Here is a 19,067-nt window from a genome sequence, read left to right as displayed (position 1 = left end):
AAAGCTCGGTGGGTTTTTTGAACCGATTCAATTCTCTTCCTCAACCTTGATGCTGTCAAGTTTATTTTGAACCGATACAATTTTTTGCTAGGGTGCCGTCGTTTATATCTGCAAGGAGCGGTTTTGGCTAAGGGGCATGTGAGACTGGCTGATGTCGCCAAGGCGGCAGGCGTATCGCAGGGCACGGCATCGARTGTATTCAGCCGTCCAGAAGTGGTCCGGGAGGAGGTTCGCGAGCGGGTGCTCAACGTCGCCCGAGAGCTCGGTTACGGCGGGCCGGATATCAAGGGCAGGCTGCTCAGGGCAGGGCGGGTGAACGCGATCGGTGTGGCTGCAGTCGAACCGCTCACCTACTTCTTCGACGACCCCTGGGCGCGTTCGCTAATGACCGCGGTCGGCGAAGTTTGCGATGCCAGCGGCACCGGTATTGCCGTCGTATCGGCGATGAATGAGGAGCGGCTTGCCTGGAACATCAACAGCGCGCTCGTCGATGGCTTCATCCTGCTGTGCGTGGAAGGCGGAGAGAGGCTGGTGGAACTCACCCGCCAGCGCCAACTGCCGTTCATCGCGCTGGCGCTCGGTATCGAGGACGAGACCATTCCGGCGATTGGCATCGACAATATCTCGGGCGGAGCTGCGGCTGCGCGGCATCTGTTGGAACTCGGGCACCGGAACATCGCGATTCTGTCGATCGGCGATGTCGATGGCCTTGTCGGCGTGGTGGCGCCCGAGCGTGTCGATCCTGAAATGGAGGCGACCCCGCGTGACCGCATGCATGGCTACTGGCAGGCGCTGGCGGAATATGGCATTCCTCGCGAAGCCATTCCGATCCAGGGAACCTTGCATGACAGATCGAGCACGCTGATGGCCATGGAAGCCCTGTTCTCCTCTGCCAATCCACCGACGGCAATTCTGGCGATGTCGGACAAGGTTGCATTGTTTGCCATGCAATGGCTCGCCGAGCGCGGGCTGAAAGTGCCAGAGGATGTTTCCATCATCGGCTTCGACGGCGTGCCTGAAGCTGCGATCTCGCTTCCGCGTTTGACCACCGTCGCGCAGCCCTTTGCCGAAATCGCCCGACGCTCGGTGACGGCGATCCTCGAAAATGCAGTGCCGGAAAACCGTGAGGCGCTCGATCTCGAACTTGTCGTGAGAGACAGCACGGCGGCACCACGTCCACGGTAAGGCTTAGAAAAGAAAAAGGCCGGGTTGATACCCGGCCTTTTTCTTCATGGCGTTATGCTTATTCAGCCGCGAAGGGCGGCAGGCGCAGCACGTTGGTGTCGTTGGCAACCTTGCGCTTGCTTTCCGGCTTCTCGATCGCGGTCAGGCGTTCCTCCAGCGAGTCGATGTCGCTGCGGTTCTCGCGGGCGACGCGGGTGAGATCTTCGCTCGACATCGGCAGGTCCTCCTTGTCCTTCTTGCCGACCAAGCGGCCGAAGATCCAGCCGAGCAGGCGGGAAAGATCGTCCATGATCAGGAAGAAGGAGGGCACGACGACGAGCGAGAGCACTGTCGAGACGATAATGCCGCCGATCACCGCGATCGCCATCGGCGCGCGGAACGAGCCGCCTTCGCCGACGCCGAGCGCGGAAGGCAGCATGCCGGCCGACATGGCGATCGAGGTCATGATGATCGGCCGTGCGCGCTTGCGGCCGGCTTCGACCATGGCCTCGACACGAGCCATGCCCTGGTGGCGCATCTCGATCGCGAAATCGACGAGCAGGATGGCGTTCTTGGTGACGATACCCATCAGCATCAGAATGCCGATCATGACCGGCATCGACAGCGGGTTGCTGGTGACGATTAGGCCCGCCGCCACGCCGCCGATGGCGAGCGGCAGCGAGAACAGGATGGTGAAGGGCTGGATTACGTCCTTGAAGAGCAGGATCAACACCGTCAGCACCAAGAGGAGGCCCATCAACATGGCGTTGACGAAGCTCTGCTGCATCTCGGACTGCACCTTGGTGTCGCCGCTTTCGGCAAGGTGCACCGTGGCAGGGATTTTGGCGTCGTCGACGATCTGGCGGAAGCGGGCCGAAGCCGTGTCGAGCGCCACGCCCTGCGGCAGGTCGGAGCCGATCGAGACGACGCGGTAGCGGTTGTTGCGCTTGATCGAGCTGACGCCTTCCGAATAGTCGATATTGGCGACGCTTGCGAGCGGAACGGTGCCGCCGCTGGCGGTCTGGATCTTCAATGCCCGAATGGCCGCCAGGTCGCGGCGCATGTCGAGTGATGCCTGAACCCGGATCGGAATCTGGCGATCGTCGAGCGAGATCTTGGCGAGAGCCGCATCGACATCGCCGATTGTAGCGACACGGATCGTCTCGGAGATCTGCTGCGGCGTGATGCCAAGGCGGGCGGCTTCGTCCTTGCGCGGGTAGACCTGCAATTCCGGACGGGGCAGGGCGCCGTCGGCGCTGACATTGGCCAGTAGCGGATCGGCACGCAGCTTGGATTCCAGAATGCCGACCGCATCATTCAGGTCCTTCTCGTTCTTGGAGAGGAAGTTGAAGGAGAGGTCGCGTTCGCCGCGGTCGTTGAGCTTGAGGATGTGGACGTCGGGAATGTCGCGCAGCTTGGCGAAGACTTCCTTTTCGATATCCCATTGCGGACGTTCGCGGCCGTGGACTTCCACCTTCGGCAGCATCGGACCGATGACAGGAATATGGCCGAGCACATCGTTGACCACCTTCTTGACCAGCGACTGGTCGAGCTTGTCAAGTGCCAGCGTGATCGTCGCGCGGCGCAGTTCAAGATCGCCCTTCGGCGATGCGCCGCCGAGCACGAAGACGCTTTCGACGCCGTTGATGTCCTTGACCCTGTCATAGATCGCATCGGTCGTCTTCTCGGTGTCGTCGAGCCGCGCATTGGGCGGCAGTTCGACGGAGAGAACGATGCGCGAGGCGTCTTCCGGCGGCAGGAAGCTGCCGGGAACCTGCATCAGCAAGAAGACGGAACCGACCAGGAAACCGATCGCAGCAAGCAGGGTCGCGTAACGCGTGTACCAGTGCCCCGTCGTGCCGCGTACCAGGCGCGTATAGCCCTTCATCAGCAGGCCGTCATTGTCTTGATGGTCTTCCATGCCGTCTTCGGCACGCATCAGATAGGCGGCCATCATCGGGGTGATGAGGCGCGCCACCATCAGCGAGAAGAAAACGGAAAAGGCGACCGTCAGCCCGAACTGAATGAAGTATTGGCCCGGAATGCCCGGCATGAAGGAAACGGGCACGAAGACGGCGATGATCGTGAAGGTGGTTGCGATGACGGCAAGGCCGATTTCGTCCGCCGCCTCGATCGCCGCCCGATAGGGCGTCTTGCCCATCTTGATGTGACGCGCAATGTTTTCGATTTCCACGATCGCATCGTCGACGAGGATACCCGTCGCAAGCGTCAGGGCGAGGAAGCTGACGAGGTTCAGCGAGAAGCCCATCATGTCCATGACCCAGAAGGTCGGGATCGCGGAGAGCGGTAGTGCGATGGCCGATATCAGGGTCGCCCGCCAGTTCCTGAGGAACAGAAGGACGACGATGATGGCGAGGAGCGCGCCTTCAAGCAGCGTGTGAATGGCGGCTTCGTAGTTGCCGTAGGTGAAGTAGACCGAATCGTCGATCAGCTCGATCTTCACGTTCGGGTTTTCGCTGCGCACCTTTTCGAGGCTCTGCCCCACGGTTTCGGCGACGCTGACTTCGCTCGCGCCCTTCGAGCGGAAAACGCCGAAGGTAACCACCGGCGTGTCGTTGAAGCGCGAGAAGGACTTCGGCTCCTCGTAGGTGTCCTTGATAACGCCAAGATCGGACAGCTTGACGAAGCGGCCGCTCGGCAGCGCAATCGTCGTGTCTGCAAGCTCGGCGACGTTGCGGGCGTCACCGAGAACGCGGATCGCCTGTTCGCTGCCCGCCACCTGGCCGCGGCCGGAGCCGAGGTCGACGTTGGTACCGCGCAGCTGCTGGTTCACGCTTGCGGCGGTGATGCCGTAGGCATTGAGCTTGTCGGGGGTGAGCTCGATGCGCACTTCGCGCTCCGCGCCGCCGTAACGGTCGACGCGGCCGATGCCGGCCTGACCCTGCAGCGCACGCTTGATAGTATCGTCGACGAACCAGGAGAGCTCTTCCAGCGACATGTCAGGCGAGGAAACGGCAAAGGTCTGGATTGCCTGTCCTTCGACATCGACCTTGGTGACAATAGGTGCTTCGGCTGTCGCCGGCAGATCGCTGCGAATGCGGTCGATCGCGTCCTTGACGTCCTGTACAGCCTGTTCCGTCGGCACTTCCATCCGAAACATGACGTTGGTCTGCGAGCTGCCGTCGGTTACCGACGACTGGATTTCGTCGATGCCGGTGATGGACGCGATCGCGTCTTCGATCTCCTTCGTCACCTGCATTTCAAGTTCGGCCGGCGAGGCGCCGCTCTGGGTCACGCTGATCGAAACGAGCGGCACGTCGATATTCGGGAAGCGCGTGATCGGCAGCGCGTTGAAGGACTGCATGCCGATGAAGATCAACAGGCAGAAGGCCAGGAGCGGCGCGATCGGATTTCGAATGGACCAGGCTGAAAAATTCATCGGATGGTCTCTTTAGTTGGAAGCCGAGGGCTGTTCGCGCACCGGCGTGATGTGGTCGCCGTCGCGGACATAGGCGCCCGCCTTGGCGACGACATCGTCGCCGGTCTTCAATCCATTGATGATCTCGATATAGGCACCGTCCTGAATGCCGGTCTCGACCTTGGCGAATTTCACCACGCCATTCTCGACCCTGCGGGCGGAGGAGCCTTCGCTGCCGGTAAGCACTGCCGTCAGCGGAAGCGATACGCCTTCGGTCTCGCGGACGATGATCTCGGCGCTGCCATACATGCCGGAACGCGCCTTGCTGTCATCGTCGATGGAGATATGGACGAGGCCGAGGCGGGTGACCGGATCGACGGTCGGCGACACCAGGCGCACCGCGCCGGAAAGCTTCTCACGGCTGCCGGAAAGCGAAATCGTCGCCTTCTGGCCGGCCATGACCCTGACAATGTCGCTTTCAGCGACTTCGGCGACAAGCTCGATGTCGCCGTCGCGGATGATGGTGAACAGCGGATTGCCGTTGCCGGCGGCAATGGCGCCGACCTTGGCGTTCTTGGCCGAAACGACGCCTGAAACCGGTGTTTTCACATCGGTGCGCGCCAGCTTCAGGTCCGCATCGGCAATCTGGCTGTCGAAGACCTTGAGGTCGGCTTCGGCGACCTCGATCGCCTGCTCGGCGGAAGCGACGCGGGCATTGGCGGCTGCGGCCGTCGCATCGGCTTGCTCGACCTGGGCGGTGGAAACAGTGCCCTTCTTGCCCATTTCCTGGGCACGGGCCTGCTGCTGCCTTGCCTGCTCGGCATTGGCCTGTGCCTCGATGAGCTGGGCGCGCAGCTGGGCAAGGCTTGCCTCGCCCTTGGCTTTCGTCGCCATCATCTGGCTCTTGGTCAGGACCAGAGCGTCATCGTTGAGCGTCGCCAGCGTGCTTTCGGCCTGAACCTTGTCTCCGACATCGGCCTTCAAGGTGCGAATGGAGAGGCCTTCGACCTGTGGCTGGATATAGACTTCCTCGACGGGCTTGACCGTTCCCGTGCCGATGACACGGTCGACGAGGGTCCGGTTCACCGCCGTGGTGACGACGATTGCCGGCAGGTTCTGGGGCGCCTGGGCCTGCGGATGCGTCGCCTGGGGTTCCTGAGCAAATACAGCCGAGGCCGCGAAAGTGGCGACAAGAAGCGCCGAGACCGCAAAAGCGGCGACTGGGAAAGTAGAGGCGCGTAATAATGCGTGCGGCTTCAGTGCCATGCGTCTTCGTCCAATCTCTTGACAGGATCGGCCGGAATCGCGCGTCGTCATGCAACTCGCGAACCGGGCAAATGCCGTCTTCCAAATCTCAGAGGTATTTACCCGCATCCCATCTGCCGGAACACATCGTTCCCATCCGGCAAATCAGGCTAGAACGTGGTATCGATTTGCTCCACGTGCAAGCCCGGCAGAAAATAATTCCCTATGAGACACTATTAATTACCAATGCGAGGCTCATCAATCACTAAAGGGTTATGTGAACATGACGATGATTGATCGGCTCGCATATCTTAAAGCGTGTCACGATCTTTCAGATCCGCTCGCCACACTTTAAGTCTCTGTTTTAATCATGTCGTTACCCGCAAAACCGGTGTCCCCGTTCGCGCGACATGCAATAGACGTTTGACGCCCGACAAATGCGACAGTTGCAAGGCGATTTTTTTCATTGAGTGCAAAAAATAGAAAACGCGCGGGAGAATCTCCCGCGCGCGTTGCATTTTGGCATCGATATGATGTTATTTGGCAGCGGCGTCCGTGATGTCGTGGGTCCAGGCGCCTGATGGTTCCTTGTTGATGATCTTCTGATCGAGAAGAGCCTTTGCCGTCCGGTCATAGAGCGTGGTGTCGAGCTTGCCGGTGCCGTCACCGATCAGCTTGGCGACTTCGCCCATCATGCGCTTCTGGTGGTTTTCGTCCTGGCCTCCTGCATCGACGACGATTCCGGCGGCTTCATCCGGGTTCTCCATGGCGTATTTCCAGCCCTTCATGGAGGCGCGGACGAACTTGACCATCTTCTCCTTGAAGGCCGGATCCTTCAGCTTTTCTTCCGAAGCATAGAGGCCGTCTTCCAAGAGGTCATTGCCCATGGCGGTATAGTTGAAGACGGTGAGGTCTTCCGGCTTCAGGCCGGCATCGATCGCCTGCCAGTATTCGTTATAGGTCATGACGGAAATGCAGTCGGCCTGCTTCTGCAGCAGCGGCTGAACGTCGAAGCTCTGCTTCAGCACGGTCACACCGTCGGGGCCGCCATCGGTCTTGAGACCGAGCTTGCTCATCCAGGCAAAGAACGGATATTCGTTGCCGAARAACCAGACGCCGAGTGTGTGGCCCTTGAAATCGGCTTCGGTCTTGATCGGGCCGTCCTTGCGGCAGATCATTTCCATGCCGGACTTCTGATAGGGCTGGGCGATGTTGACCAAGGGAACGCCCTTTTCACGCGCCACCAGCGCACCACCCATCCAGTCGACGATCACATCGGCGCCGCCGCCGGCAATCACCTGCTCGGGAGCGATATCAGGGCCGCCCGGCTTGATATCGACATCGAGGCCCTCTTCTTCGTAGTAGCCCTTGTCCTTGGCAACGTAGTAGCCGGCGAACTGCGACTGGGTAACCCATTTCAGTTGCAGCGCGACTTTATCGGCCGCCATCGCGTGGGCGGCGGCAAGCGACATCGCGCTCGCCATCATTGCAACCATCAATTTTTTCATTTTCTTGTTCCCTCTGAAGTTATGCCCAGGCCCTGGTGCGGGGCCGGGGCCCGCCTAACCACCACGGATAGACGGATGCCAGAACGTCACCGCCCTCTCGGCAAGGGCGACGACACCGTAGAAGACCGAGCCTGCAAGCGCCGCGACGGCGATCTCGGCCCAGACCATGTCGACATTCATGCGGCCGATCTCCGTGGAGATGCGGAAGCCCATGCCGACGATCGGCGTTCCGAAGAATTCCGCAACGATGGCACCAATCAGCGCCAGCGTCGAGTTGATCTTCAGTGCATTGAAAATGAAGGGCATTGCGGCCGGAAGCCGGAGCTTGACCAGCGTCTGCCAGTAGTTCGATGCATAGGTGCGCATCAGGTCGCGCTCCATGTTGCCGGAGGCGGCAAGCCCCGCAACAGTGTTCACCAGCATCGGAAAGAAGGTCATGATGATGACGACGGCGGCCTTGGACGGCCAGTCGAAGCCGAACCACATGACCATGATCGGAGCCACGCCGATCATCGGCAGGGCCGAAACCAAATTGCCGATCGGCAGCAGGCCACGACGCAGGAAGGCGAAACGGTCGGCGAGGATGGCGACGACGAAGCCGCTGATGCAGCCGATGGCGTAACCGATCAGAACGGCCTTGAAGATCGTTTGCCTTATGTCCTCGCCGAGGATCGGCAGGGAACCCACGATGCGTGCGCCGATCGCGGACGGCGGCGGCAGCAGCACGAAAGGGACACCGGCGCCGCGCGTGATCGTTTCCCAGATGATGAGGATCCAGGCGCCGAAGATTGCCGGGATCAGCAGGCGCAGCAACCACTGGCCGGCTGGCGTTGTCGGTTTGAGCTCCGAAAGCTCCGTCACGCAGCGCCAGGCAAGCAGCCAGCAGGCGGCCAGCAGCAGGAAGAAGGAGGTACCGGCGAAGCCTTCATTGCCCGAAAGCGTGCCAAGCAGCAGCCATCCCGCGCCATGAGCGCCGATGAAGAGGGCGGTTGCGACAAGCGATGTGGGGAGGGGCGCGAAGGAGATCAGTGCCGCGACGATCGCGAGCAGAGCGACCAGGATGATAGTCCCTGCCGACGGAGGCTGTGTCGCACCGGCCGCAAAGACAGGCAGCATGACCATTGCGCCCGCCACGCAGAGGAGGGCGATCAGGCCCTGCCAGGAAAGCACGACTTGCTTCATGCCGGCCTCCCACCCATGGCGCGGTCGACGATCTTCGCCACGAGGCCAACGATGGCGACAAGGATGGCTGCCAGGACCGAGCCGGCGACSAGTGCYGCCCASATATCGATGGTCTGGCTGTAATAGGAGCCGGCAAGCAGCTTGGAGCCAATGCCGGCGACGGCGCCGGTCGGCAGTTCGCCGACGATCGCGCCGACGAGGCTTGCGGCGATCGCTACCTTCATCGAGGTGAAGAGGAAGGGAATGGAGGCGGGTACGCGCAACTTCCAGAAGGTTTGTGCGGCCGTGGCATTATAGGTGCGCATCAGATCGAGATGCATGACCTCGGGCGAGCGCAACCCCTTCACCATGCCGACTGTGACCGGGAAGAATGAGAGGTAGGTGGAGATCAGCGCCTTCGGGATGAGGCCGGTGATACTGATCGAGCCGAGCACCACGATGACCATCGGCGCGATCGCCAGGATCGGTACGGTTTGGGATGCGATGATCCACGGCATCAGACTGCGGTCGAGCGCCTTGATATGGATGATGCCCACGGCGATCACGATGCCGAGCAGCGTACCGAGCGCAAAGCCGAGCGCGGTGGAGGAGAGGGTGATGCCTGCGTGGTAGACGAGGCTGCGGTTGCTGGAGAGTTTTCGCAGGAAGGTGTTTTCGAAGACGTTCTGCGCCACCTGATGCGGTGCCRGCAGGATGGGCTTCGGCTGGGAGAGGGTCCTGCCGATGAATTCCGTTGTCGTCGAGGTGACGTTGTTGCGCGTGTCCATGTCGCGCTGGAACGGCGCGTTGAGGAAGACGGCGGCGACATACCAGACGGCGACCAGCACCAGCAGGATGGTGAGGACGGGGACGATCTTGTCCTTGAGGGTGTCGGGTTTCATGCGGCGTTCCTCAAGAATGGTGCGGCATGTTTTTGTATTTCGATGAACACATAATCCGGGCCATCAAGCACTTGGGCATTGTCGAAACGGAGTACGGTGAAGCCTTGGTTTTTCAAGAAAGCATCGCGAGCGAGATCATGATGGCGACCGCTTTCGGTTTCATGGCTGTCGCCGTCTACTTCTACGATGAGACGAGCGGAGAGCCAGGCAAAGTCTGCAATATACGGGCCGATTGGTGTTTCGCGGCGGAAGCGAGCGCCCCAGGGACGGAGATCTCGCAGCATGTTCCACATGGCGGATTCAGCCTTTGTCAGTTCACGACGAAGGCGACGGGCTCTTTCACGGGTTTTGGGCTTAATGTTGGAATGTGGCATTCAGGCCTCCATTCCTGATGTGGAAAGGAAAACCCCTCCCCAACCCCTCCCCACAAGGGGGAGGGGCTCAGGTGGTTGCCGCCTGCTTGGCGTACCTGTCTCAACTCTGCTGCTGGTAGCAGCCTCGATCATGAAAGAAGAGGGCGCGGCAAATGTGTCCCTCCCCCTTGTGGGGAGGGGTTGGGGAGGGGTCTTTGCCACGCTCTGGAGCCCCAATCTATTGCTCATAACTATGCCCCGCCCTCAGCCCTTCGCGGACGCGATGGGCGATTTCCAGGAATTCGGGGGTCTCGCGGATGTCGAGCGGGCGCTCCTTGGGCAGCGTCGAGTCGATGATATCGGTCACGCGGCCGGGGCGCGGCGACATCACGACGATCTTCGTCGAGAGGTAGACGGCTTCCGGAATGGAGTGGGTGACGAAACAGATCGTCTTGTTGGTKCGCGACCACAGTTTCAGAAGCGCAGCGTTCAGATGATCGCGGACGATTTCGTCCAGCGCCCCGAACGGTTCGTCCATCAAGAGCAGGTCTGCATCGAAGGCGAGCGCGCGGGCGATCGAGGCGCGCTGCTGCATGCCGCCCGAGAGTTGCCAGGGGAATTTCTTCTCGAAGCCCGCAAGCTCGACGAGATCGAGCGCTCCAGCGATTCGCTTTTTTTGCTCTGGCTTCGCGTATCCCATGATCTCCAGCGGCAGGGCAATGTTCTTCTCGATCGTGCGCCAGGGATAGAGCGCCGGCGCCTGGAAGACGTAGCCATAGGCGCGGGCCTTGCGGGCTTCATCCGGTGTCATGCCGTTAATGGCAATTTCGCCCGATGTCTTGCGCTCGAGATCGGCGATGACGCGCAGGAAAGTCGTCTTGCCGCAGCCGGAAGGGCCGATGAAAGAGACGAACTCGCCCTTGCGGATATCGAGATTGACATCAGCAAGCGCGTGCACCGGCCCATCATTCGTCTGGTAGGTGAGACAGAGATCCTTGGCGGTCACGACGGAGGGTGCTTGCATCAATAAACCAGTCTTGTTTTCGCCGCGCCGGCGCGGTTTTCCGTGATATTATTGCCGCCGGTCTTACCGACAGCACAGTCCCAGGAGGATGAGGATGGACGCAAAATCAAAGCCCACCTGCCACATTGTTCGCCCTGACCATACCTATGACGGCAAGCAGGGGCTGAGTTATTTCGAGGGCATCGCGGCCGAGACAGTCGGCGCGAAGGGCATCTGCATGCATCTTCTGACGATCCCGCCCGGCGTGCGCGCCAAGGCGCATCTGCATGAGGCGCATGAGACGGCGATCTACATGCTCTCCGGCGAGGCGCATACGTGGTATGGCGACAGACTTGAGAACCATGTGATCGTGCACGCCGGCGAACTCTTCTATATTCCGGCCGGTGTGCCGCATCTTCCGGCAAACCTCAGCGGCACGCCCTGCACGGCGATCATTGCCCGCACCGATCCGAACGAGCAGGAAAGCGTGATCCTGTTGCCGGAGCTGGATGCGTTGGTGCCGGCGTGAGGCTATTTGCATAGCGGCAGCGGCCCCCACGTGATTGCAGCATCGGCCACGAACCCGATCGTATAGCCTTTGGTCCCTGATGTGATCTTGACGGTGTCCTCGTTGCTGCTCTCTTCGCCCTCCGCCTGGCAAGCGACAGTGGCGGTGAAGTCCTTGCCTTCGGTCTTCAGGACTTTCTTGATTTCGCAGTAAGAGGCCGCCGTGGTGATGCCCTCGGAAGTCAGCAGAAAGAAATTGTCGGAACCAGTGCTTTCGCCGCTCTTGGCGTAGGCGCAGCCATCCTTGTTGCCGTAGCTGCCCTTGATGGGCAGCGTGTCGGCATGTGCCGCGGTGGAAAGCGCGGCCAGGGAGACGATCGTCAGAAGCAGATGGCCGCGCATCATTATCACACGCCGCTCGCCGGGATGCCCGTGCGTTCAACCTTGCGCGGCGCGGTGATCTCCTTCCAGGTCGACAGTGCCTTGCTGACGGCGGTAACCGGCTCGCGCCTGACGAATTCGCCATGGCCCGAGCGGGTCTTGACGGTCCCTTCCTCGATCGCCACGACGCCACGCGTCAGCGTGTAGCGTGGCAGGCCGGTGACTTCCTTGCCTTCGAAGACGTTGTAATCGATCGCCGATTGCTGGCTCTTCGACGTAATGGTCTTGGAGCGCTTCGGATCCCAGACCACGAGATCGGCATCGGCGCCGACGAGGATGGCACCCTTCTTCGGGTAGATGTTGAGGATCTTGGCAATATTGGTCGAGGTGACGGCGACGAATTCGTTCATCGTCAGGCGGCCGGTGTTGACGCCATAGGTCCAGAGCATCGGCATGCGGTCTTCGAGGCCGCCGGTACCGTTCGGGATCTTGGTGAAATCGCCAACGCCGAAGCGCTTCTGCGCCGTGGTGAAGGCGCAATGGTCGGTCGCCACCACCTGCAGCGAACCGGAGGCGAGGCCCGCCCAGAGGCTGTCCTGATGCTGCTTGTTGCGGAAGGGCGGGGACATGACGCGGCGGGCGGCGTGATCCCAGTCCTTGTCGAAATATTCTGACTCGTCGAGGGTCAGGTGCTGGATTAGCGGCTCGCCATAGGCGCGAATGCCCTTCTGGCGAGCACGGCGGATTGCTTCATGGGCCTGTTCGCAGGAGGTATGGACGATATAGACGGGGCAGCCGGCCATGTCTGCGATCATGATTGCGCGGTTGGTGGCTTCACCCTCGACTTCGGCCGGGCGTGAATAGGCGTGCGCTTCGGGGCCGTTATTGCCTTCCGAAAGCAGCTTGGCGGAAAGGGAGGCGACGACATCCCCGTTTTCGGCATGGACGAGCGGCAGGGCGCCAAGCTCGGCGCAGCGCTGGAAGGAGGCGAACATCTCGTCGTCGTTCACCATCAAGGCGCCCTTGTAGGCCATGAAGTGCTTGAAGGTATTGATGCCCTTGTCCTCAACGATCGTCTTCATCTCGTTGAAGACCTGCTCGCCCCACCATGTGATCGCCATGTGGAAGGAATAGTCGCAATTGGCACGCGTGGACTTGTTGTCCCACATGGTCAGCGCTTCGAGCAGCGACTGGCCGGGAGAGGGAAGGGCGAAATCGACGACCATGGTCGTGCCGCCGGAAAGGGCCGCCCGCGTGCCGCTTTCGAAATCGTCGGAGGAATAGGTGCCCATGAAGGGCATTTCGAGATGGGTATGCGGATCGATGCCGCCTGGCATGATGTAACAGCCTGTGGCGTCCAGCACTTCGTTGCCGGAGAGGTTCGGGCCGATCTCGACGATCTTGCCGCCGTCAATCTTCACATCCGCCTTGTAGGTGAGGTCGGCCGTGACGATGGTGCCGTTCTTGATGACTGTGGTCATGATCGTTCCCCATTCTTGTTTGTAAATTGGGCTGGCGAATAAAAGCTGGGCAATTCGGAGCTGACCTCAAGCCGGCCTTCCAATGCAGCCAGGATCGTTTCAAGAACCGAGCCTCGTTCGCGCGAGATTTCCTGATTCCAGAAGCGCAGGACCGAATAGCCGTTTGCATTGAGCCATTCCGTTCGGCGTTGATCGGAGATGCTTTCGGCGTGCTGGAAGCCATCGATCTCGACAACGAGCTGCTCTTCCCGACAGAGGAAATCGACAATGAATGGGCCGAGTGGCACCTGCCTTGCGAATTTGTAGCCGTTCAAGCGCCGTGCGCGCAGGTCGCTCCAAAGGCGGTATTCCTCTTCGGTTTCATTGTGGCGCAGGTGTCGTGCTTGTTCGGTTTTGGCAGGGCGATGTTTGCGAATATCTTGTTTGATAATTTTGGTTGTGCCCGGAGCCCCCTCATCCGCCCTTCGGGCACCTTCTCCCCGAGGGGAGAAGGGGGGAGCGGCGACGTCCACCGTTCCCTTCTCCCCAGCGGGGAGAAGGTGGCCCGAAGGGTCGGATGAGGGGGCTCCGGGCGCTACGTTAGACATCAGGAGACAATCTCCGCCGTCTCGACCACCGCATGGAACAGCACGTCGGCTCCAGCCGTCGCCCATTCCTTGGAAATCTCCTCAGCCTCGTTGTGCGAAAGACCACCCACACAGGGACACATGACCATCGTCGCGGGCGCGACCTTGGCAGCCCAGCAGGCGTCGTGCCCGGCGCCGGAGATGACGTTCATGTGGCTATAGCCGAGACGCTCCGCGGCGGAGCGGACGGAGGTGACGAGCTTTTCGTCGAAGGTGACCGGCTCGAAATGGCCGATCGCCTCGATGGAACAGCCGACGCCCAACGCGTCGCAGATCTTCGGCGCTTCAGCCTCGATCTTCGCCCGCATGCGGTCGAGCTTGGCCTTGTCAGGCGAGCGGATGTCGACGGTGAAGACCACCTTGCCGGGCAGCACGTTGCGGGAATTTGGCGAGAAGAAGACCTGGCCGACGCCACCGACGGCGCCCGGCTGTTCGCCCATCGCCACGCCCTGGACCATCTCCAGGATGCGCGACATGGCAAGACCGGCATTGACGCGCATGTTCATCGGCGTCGAGCCTGTATGGGCCTCCTTGCCGGTCAGCGTGAATTCCAACCACCAGAGGCCCTGACAGTGGGTGACGACGCCGATCTGCTTGTTCTCGGCTTCGAGGATCGGGCCTTGTTCGATGTGATATTCGAAATAGGCGTGCATCTCGCGGGCGCCGACTTCCTCGTCGCCGACCCAGCCGATGCGCTTCAACTCGTCGCCGAACAGGTTGCCTTCGGGGTCTTTGCGGTTATAGGCGAAGTCCAGGCTGTGCGCGCCGGCGAAGACGCCTGATGCCAGCATTGCCGGAGCGAAACGCGCGCCTTCCTCGTTGGTCCAGTTGGTCACGACAACAGGATGCTTCRTCCTGATGCCGAGGTCGTTCATGGTTCTGACGATTTCGAGGGCGCCGAGCACGCCGAGCACGCCATCATATTTGCCGCCGGTCGGCTGGGTGTCGAGATGCGAGCCGACATAGACGGGGAGAGCGTCGGGATCGGTGCCGGGGCGGGTCGCAAACATGGTGCCCATCTTGTCGACGCCAAGCGTCATGCCGGCGTCTTCGCACCATGTCCTGAAGAGGCTGCGGCCTTCGGCATCCGAGTCCGTCAGTGTCTGGCGGTTGTTGCCGCCGGCAATTCCCGGGCCGATCTTCGCCATGTCCATGAGACTGTCCCAAAGACGGTCCCCGTTGACGCGCATGTTTTCGCCTGGCGCTGCCACCATACTGAAAATCCTCACCTGTTTTACGGCAGTCATGCAAGGTGCACGCCCGCCTTGTTCCCGTGGTCAAATTCCTACTGCTGCCGCTTGTTTCGTCAGCGCCGGAAAATCGCCAGTTGCCTTTGTTTTTTATCTGGCAGATAATTTGACCGATTGGTAAACATTACAACTTCCATCGCGGCGCTCAAGACGAAAATCACGAAAAATACAGACAAAATATGGGCAAAAAGGCAGGCAGTTGCCCATTTAAGCGGCAGGAGAGGCTGCTCTTCCAATCTTGAGCGAAGGAGTTGAATTTCAAGGGGAAAAGAGCGAATGGCCATTCCGAGAGCGGCGAAGACACTTCGCCGGACCCGAATCCAGGAAGAGAAGGAAGAGCTGATCCTGGAAGCGGCGCTGGATGTGTTTTCGGTTAGCGGCTTCCGCGGCTCGACCATCGACCAGATCGCCGAGGTCGCCGGCATGTCGAAGCCGAACCTGCTCTATTATTTCCGCACCAAGGAAGCCATGCATCGCGCGCTGATCGACCGCGTCCTCTATAACTGGCTCGAGCCGCTGCGGGCCTTCGATGCGGAGGGAAATCCGGAATCGGAGATCCGCAGCTATATCCGCCGCAAGCTCGAGATGGCGCGCGATTTTCCCCGGGAGAGCCGGCTGTTTGCCAACGAGATGTTGCAGGGCGCGCCACACGTTCTCGATATGCTGAAGGGACCGCTGAAAGAGCTGGTCGACGAAAAGGCGGCTGTCATCCGCACCTGGACGAAAAGCGGCAAGATCGCCCCCTGCGATCCCTATCATCTGATCTTCTCGATCTGGTCGACGACGCAGCACTATGCCGATTTCGATGTGCAGGTCCGGGCCGTGCTGGGTGAAGAACATTCAGGTGACGGGCGCTTCGAAGATGCGGCCCGCTTCCTGGAACGGCTCTTCATCGGCGGATTGCGGCCGGATTGATCCGGAGCCGGATCATCGCCTAAGGCTTGCCTGGAAGCGCCACGCGGACAAGAATGTCTGTCACGCCTTCGATCGTGTAGGGCTTCTGCAGGACCGGTGCATCCGAATGGCTGTGAGCCTGGGCTATCCCCTCGCCATAGCCGGTGGCGAAGACGAAGGGCACGTTGCCGGCGGCCAGCCGGTCGGCGATGGCAAAGCTGGTTTCGTCACCGAGATTCACATCGAGAAGGGCGAGATCGAAGGACTGGTCGGCCAGGAATTCCATCGCTTCGGCAACACTTGGCGCCGTTGCGACCTCCGCGCCCAAACGGCGCAGGATGTCTTCGCCATCCATGGCGATGATCAGGTTGTTTTCCACCAGAAGCACATTGAGGCCGGCAAGGGGTTCGTTGTTTGAGCCGATGACCTTGCGTTCTGTCGTTGTGACCGATGTCGGAGCGAGGCGTTCGCTCCCCGGGTTTGCCGCATTCACGTTCTTGGCCGGAATCCAGAAATCGGCTTCCAGCCCTTCGTTGATGTAGCGGACTTCGGCCTTGCCACCAAGATCGTAGGGTATGGAGCGGCGAATGATCGTCGAGCCGAAGCCATGCCGGGTGGGTTCCGATACCGGGGGGCCGTCCTTTTCGCGCCAGCCGATGTGGAGATTGCCTTCTTCGTCTCTCATCCAGCCGAGTTCGACAAAACCGGATCCAGAAAGGCTCCCATATTTGGCGCTGTTCGTCACCAGCTCATGGAAGACCAGGGCCGTGGTTGAAAAGGCCTGTGGCTCCAGCAGCACATCCTCGCCGGTCATTCGGATGCGCTGGGCATTTTTGCCGAGATAGGCGGCGGCTTCGGCCATAAGCAATTGCCGCAACGAAGCGGGTGCCCAGTGATCGCGGGTGATCTGATCGTGCGCTCGGGAGAGCGACTGGACGCGGCCTTCGAGCTGGCGGACATAATCCGGGAGGCCGATCGAGGTCGATTGCGACTGGCGGATGAGCCCGCCGATCAGGCCGAGGATGTTGCGAACGCGATGGTTCAGCTCGGCGATCAGCAGTTCCTGCCGTTCGTTGGCGAGCTGGCGCGCCATGCTGGCCTCATCCGTCAGGCGCAGCACCACTTCGATCAGCGTGACACGGATGGTTTCTGCAACGCGACGCTCCGCTTCGGTGAAGGGCAGGGAGCGGCCGCGCACCAGCTCGGACCAGGCTTCGAAACTCTTGCGCGGGGTGAGCCGCGGGCCGTTCGGGCCATAATCCACGGGCTTCTGCGGATCGCCGGCCCAGCGCACGGTGCGCACGATTTCCTGTCGGAACAGCACGACATAATCGCGCGGCGAACGGGAGATCGGAATGGCGAGCATGCCAGCCACGGCATCATCGATTTCGATGTCGGGATAGGTTTCTGCAAGGCGATCGACCGCAAAAACCCGGCCGGCGGCATTACGATTAAGGTGACGGATGAGGGCGGCAAAGCTCTTCTCATCCGGGCCGAGACCTGCAATCGCCCGCCGCCCGTTGATCCAGACGCCGATACCATCGGCGGGGATGGCATCTGCCAGCGCGTCGATCAGCCATGTCGGATCATCAAGCAGGCTCGCATTGTCGGCAACGGAGGTCAGCAGCCGGTCGGCGATGCGGCGCGCCTTGGTTTCGTAATCGAGCGCCAGGCGCCGTTCGCGGCTTTCGAGGCGGGAAGCAAACATCTGCCCGAAAAGTTCTGCCGTGGAGCGGCTTTCGGCCGAGGGCAGGCGGGCGCTGTAATGGTGGCAGGCAAAGAGGCCCCAGAGCCTGCCATCGACAACGATGGAGATCGAGAGCGAGGCGCCGACGCCCATGTTCTTCAGATATTCGATATGTATCGGCGAAACCGAGCGCAGCACGGACATGGAAAGATCAAGCGGGCGGCCGTGCTCGTCGACTTGCGGCAGGATCGGCACAGGTGTCGCATCAATATCGGCGATGATGCGGAAGAGGTTGCGCAAATAGAGCGCTCGGGCCTGAACTGGAATGTCGGATGCGGGATAATGCAGGCCGAGGAAGGAGCCGATGCCCGGCCGGGCAGCTTCGGCCACGACCTCGCCGGAGCCGCTGTCGTCGAAGCGATAGACCATCACACGGTCGAAACCGGTCAAGGCGCGGGCCTGTCTCGCGCCTTCCCGGAAGAAGGCTTCCAGGGTTTCCGTGTGGTCCAGACGCGACATCATGCTGCGCGTGGAGAGCGAAGGCGCGCTGGATCTGCCTCCGTCGGCACGTTCGCCCTCGATGATGATCTGACCGTTGCAGACATGCACCGCCACGTCGAAGCGTGCCTGCGCCGCCGTCAGCGCGATATCGAAAATGCGTTCGACAATGTCCGGACCGCGCAAGGTGGCGAGCTTGTTGCGGAGCGTATGCAGCGCTTCCGGCGTAATCAGCGACGAAATGGGCCGGCCGACGGCATCAGTATGGGCGATATCAAGGAATTCCGAAAGATTGGCCGAGGCGCGGGTAACGATCCAGTCCGAGGAGACGGCAAGCAGGAAACCGAAAGGCTGGACGGAACCAAGCTGATGGATCGGCTCCCGGTCGCAATTGGTCAGATCAATGGGGGCGTCGGCATCGCTCATCAGACGGCTTCCAGTTCAAGCTGCGCCGCCTTCAGGAACAGGCCGAAGACATTGCGCGCAGCCGCAACGGCGCCTGCAATATCGTCAATGCCGCTGGTATCAAGACGTTCCATGAAGGCGCGCATCGAGCCCTTCGGACCTTGCGGGCCGAGATAGCTGCCCGGCAGGTGATTGGGCACGGCTTTTGCGAGCAGGGCGCCGCCAAGCTTGGATCCTTCAAGCACATAGACTGCACCCCAGAGCGAGGCTTCGTCGGCAAGCGCGGGCTGCGGCAGGAGTGGCGGTGGTGGCTCGTTCAGGGCGGCCATATCGGCGAGAAGAAGCGATGCGCGACGGCGCACCGGCCAGTCCGGCAAGAGCGTCGTGATGCCGGCCTGCTCAAGGGCAGCTTCGACCGAAGGAACAGCACGAGCATGGGCACGCAGGAAGGTTTTATAGTCGCGGGTGTCGGAGAGGTTGAACTTGCCGAAGAGGGCGTCCACCTCGGCATGGCGGTCTGCTGTTTGTACGCGAAGGGCACTGCGAAGTGACATGCTGACCGTGTTCCAAAACGAAATAGCTTCCAGCGCCGTCCACAACGACGACGAGTATAGCGATATACG

The 19,067-nt window shown here is 61.0% G+C and carries 17 protein-coding genes; 3 read left to right on the top strand and 14 right to left on the bottom strand.

Annotated features, from left to right (window positions below; translation table 11 throughout):
• Positions 1-123: 123 nt before the first annotated feature.
• Positions 124-1,185 (top strand): LacI family DNA-binding transcriptional regulator, encoded by a 1,062-nt coding sequence (locus AC1D35_RS17380; RefSeq protein ID WP_477939235.1) that lies wholly within the window; start codon positions 124-126, stop codon positions 1,183-1,185.
• A 58-nt stretch (positions 1,186-1,243) separates the two neighbouring features.
• Here AC1D35_RS17380 and AC1D35_RS17375 read toward each other — a convergent pair whose 3' ends face one another.
• The 7 genes from AC1D35_RS17375 to AC1D35_RS17345 form a co-directional block, all read right to left on the bottom strand.
• Entirely contained in the window at positions 1,244-4,564 is a 3,321-nt protein-coding gene (locus AC1D35_RS17375) for an efflux RND transporter permease subunit (protein WP_113311282.1), read from the bottom strand.
• A 12-nt stretch (positions 4,565-4,576) separates the two neighbouring features.
• Positions 4,577-5,809 (bottom strand): efflux RND transporter periplasmic adaptor subunit, encoded by a 1,233-nt coding sequence (locus AC1D35_RS17370; protein WP_113311283.1) that lies wholly within the window; start codon positions 5,807-5,809, stop codon positions 4,577-4,579.
• A 515-nt stretch (positions 5,810-6,324) separates the two neighbouring features.
• Positions 6,325-7,296 (bottom strand): ABC transporter substrate-binding protein, encoded by a 972-nt coding sequence (locus tag AC1D35_RS17365; protein WP_113299749.1) that lies wholly within the window; start codon positions 7,294-7,296, stop codon positions 6,325-6,327.
• A gap of 54 nt (positions 7,297-7,350) precedes the next feature.
• On the bottom strand, positions 7,351-8,478 hold the full coding sequence (locus AC1D35_RS17360) for an ABC transporter permease (RefSeq protein ID WP_113311284.1): 1,128 nt from the start codon (positions 8,476-8,478) through the stop codon (positions 7,351-7,353).
• Entirely contained in the window at positions 8,475-9,359 is an 885-nt protein-coding gene (locus AC1D35_RS17355) for an ABC transporter permease (protein ID WP_477939232.1), read from the bottom strand. The genes AC1D35_RS17360 and AC1D35_RS17355 overlap by 4 nt, the downstream gene beginning before the upstream one ends.
• Complete coding sequence (locus AC1D35_RS17350; RefSeq protein WP_113311286.1) at positions 9,356-9,733, bottom strand: DUF559 domain-containing protein; 378 nt, start codon at positions 9,731-9,733, stop codon at positions 9,356-9,358. Before AC1D35_RS17350 ends, AC1D35_RS17355 begins: the two co-directional genes overlap by 4 nt.
• Positions 9,734-9,950: 217 nt before the next feature.
• Positions 9,951-10,736: an ABC transporter ATP-binding protein gene (locus AC1D35_RS17345; RefSeq protein ID WP_113311287.1), complete on the bottom strand. Its 786-nt coding sequence runs from the start codon at positions 10,734-10,736 to the stop codon at positions 9,951-9,953.
• A gap of 94 nt (positions 10,737-10,830) precedes the next feature.
• Between AC1D35_RS17345 and AC1D35_RS17340 the strand changes: the two genes are divergently transcribed.
• Complete coding sequence (locus tag AC1D35_RS17340) at positions 10,831-11,244, top strand: cupin domain-containing protein (protein WP_113299745.1); 414 nt, start codon at positions 10,831-10,833, stop codon at positions 11,242-11,244.
• Positions 11,245-11,246: 2 nt separating this feature from the next.
• Here AC1D35_RS17340 and AC1D35_RS17335 read toward each other — a convergent pair whose 3' ends face one another.
• The 5 genes from AC1D35_RS17335 to AC1D35_RS17315 form a co-directional block, all read right to left on the bottom strand.
• Positions 11,247-11,627 carry a hypothetical protein gene (locus AC1D35_RS17335; RefSeq protein WP_477854439.1) on the bottom strand — a complete coding sequence of 127 codons (381 nt, stop codon included), beginning with the start codon at positions 11,625-11,627 and terminating at the stop codon, positions 11,247-11,249.
• A gap of 2 nt (positions 11,628-11,629) precedes the next feature.
• Positions 11,630-13,084, bottom strand: coding sequence for a dihydropyrimidinase (gene hydA, locus AC1D35_RS17330; RefSeq protein ID WP_113311289.1), 1,455 nt, complete (start codon positions 13,082-13,084; stop codon positions 11,630-11,632).
• Positions 13,081-13,671, bottom strand: a complete 591-nt coding sequence (locus AC1D35_RS17325) for an endonuclease domain-containing protein (protein ID WP_113311290.1) — start codon at positions 13,669-13,671, stop codon at positions 13,081-13,083. The genes hydA and AC1D35_RS17325 overlap by 4 nt, the downstream gene beginning before the upstream one ends.
• The gene (locus AC1D35_RS17320) at positions 13,671-14,924 is read right to left on the bottom strand and encodes a Zn-dependent hydrolase (protein WP_477939228.1); all 1,254 of its coding nucleotides are present in this window, start codon (positions 14,922-14,924) and stop codon (positions 13,671-13,673) included. Before AC1D35_RS17320 ends, AC1D35_RS17325 begins: the two co-directional genes overlap by 1 nt.
• A 92-nt stretch (positions 14,925-15,016) precedes the next feature.
• Positions 15,017-15,244, bottom strand: coding sequence for a hypothetical protein (locus tag AC1D35_RS17315; protein WP_162748609.1), 228 nt, complete (start codon positions 15,242-15,244; stop codon positions 15,017-15,019).
• Here AC1D35_RS17315 and rutR point away from each other — a divergent pair.
• Positions 15,237-15,875 carry an HTH-type transcriptional regulator RutR gene (gene rutR / locus AC1D35_RS17310; protein ID WP_113299740.1) on the top strand — a complete coding sequence of 213 codons (639 nt, stop codon included), beginning with the start codon at positions 15,237-15,239 and terminating at the stop codon, positions 15,873-15,875. The genes AC1D35_RS17315 and rutR overlap by 8 nt on opposite strands.
• A 19-nt stretch (positions 15,876-15,894) precedes the next feature.
• On the opposite strand, the gene AC1D35_RS17305 is transcribed toward rutR, so the two are convergent.
• Positions 15,895-18,465, bottom strand: a complete 2,571-nt coding sequence (locus tag AC1D35_RS17305; protein WP_113311292.1) for an HWE histidine kinase domain-containing protein — start codon at positions 18,463-18,465, stop codon at positions 15,895-15,897.
• Complete coding sequence (locus AC1D35_RS17300; RefSeq protein WP_113311293.1) at positions 18,465-18,998, bottom strand: biliverdin-producing heme oxygenase; 534 nt, start codon at positions 18,996-18,998, stop codon at positions 18,465-18,467. The genes AC1D35_RS17305 and AC1D35_RS17300 overlap by 1 nt, the downstream gene beginning before the upstream one ends.
• Positions 18,999-19,067: the final 69 nt, after the last annotated feature.

It is taken from the genome of Rhizobium sp. P1_E6, assembly GCF_056405875.1.
Note: the sequence above shows the minus strand (reverse complement) of the source record. Positions and strands in the feature narration are given on the sequence as shown.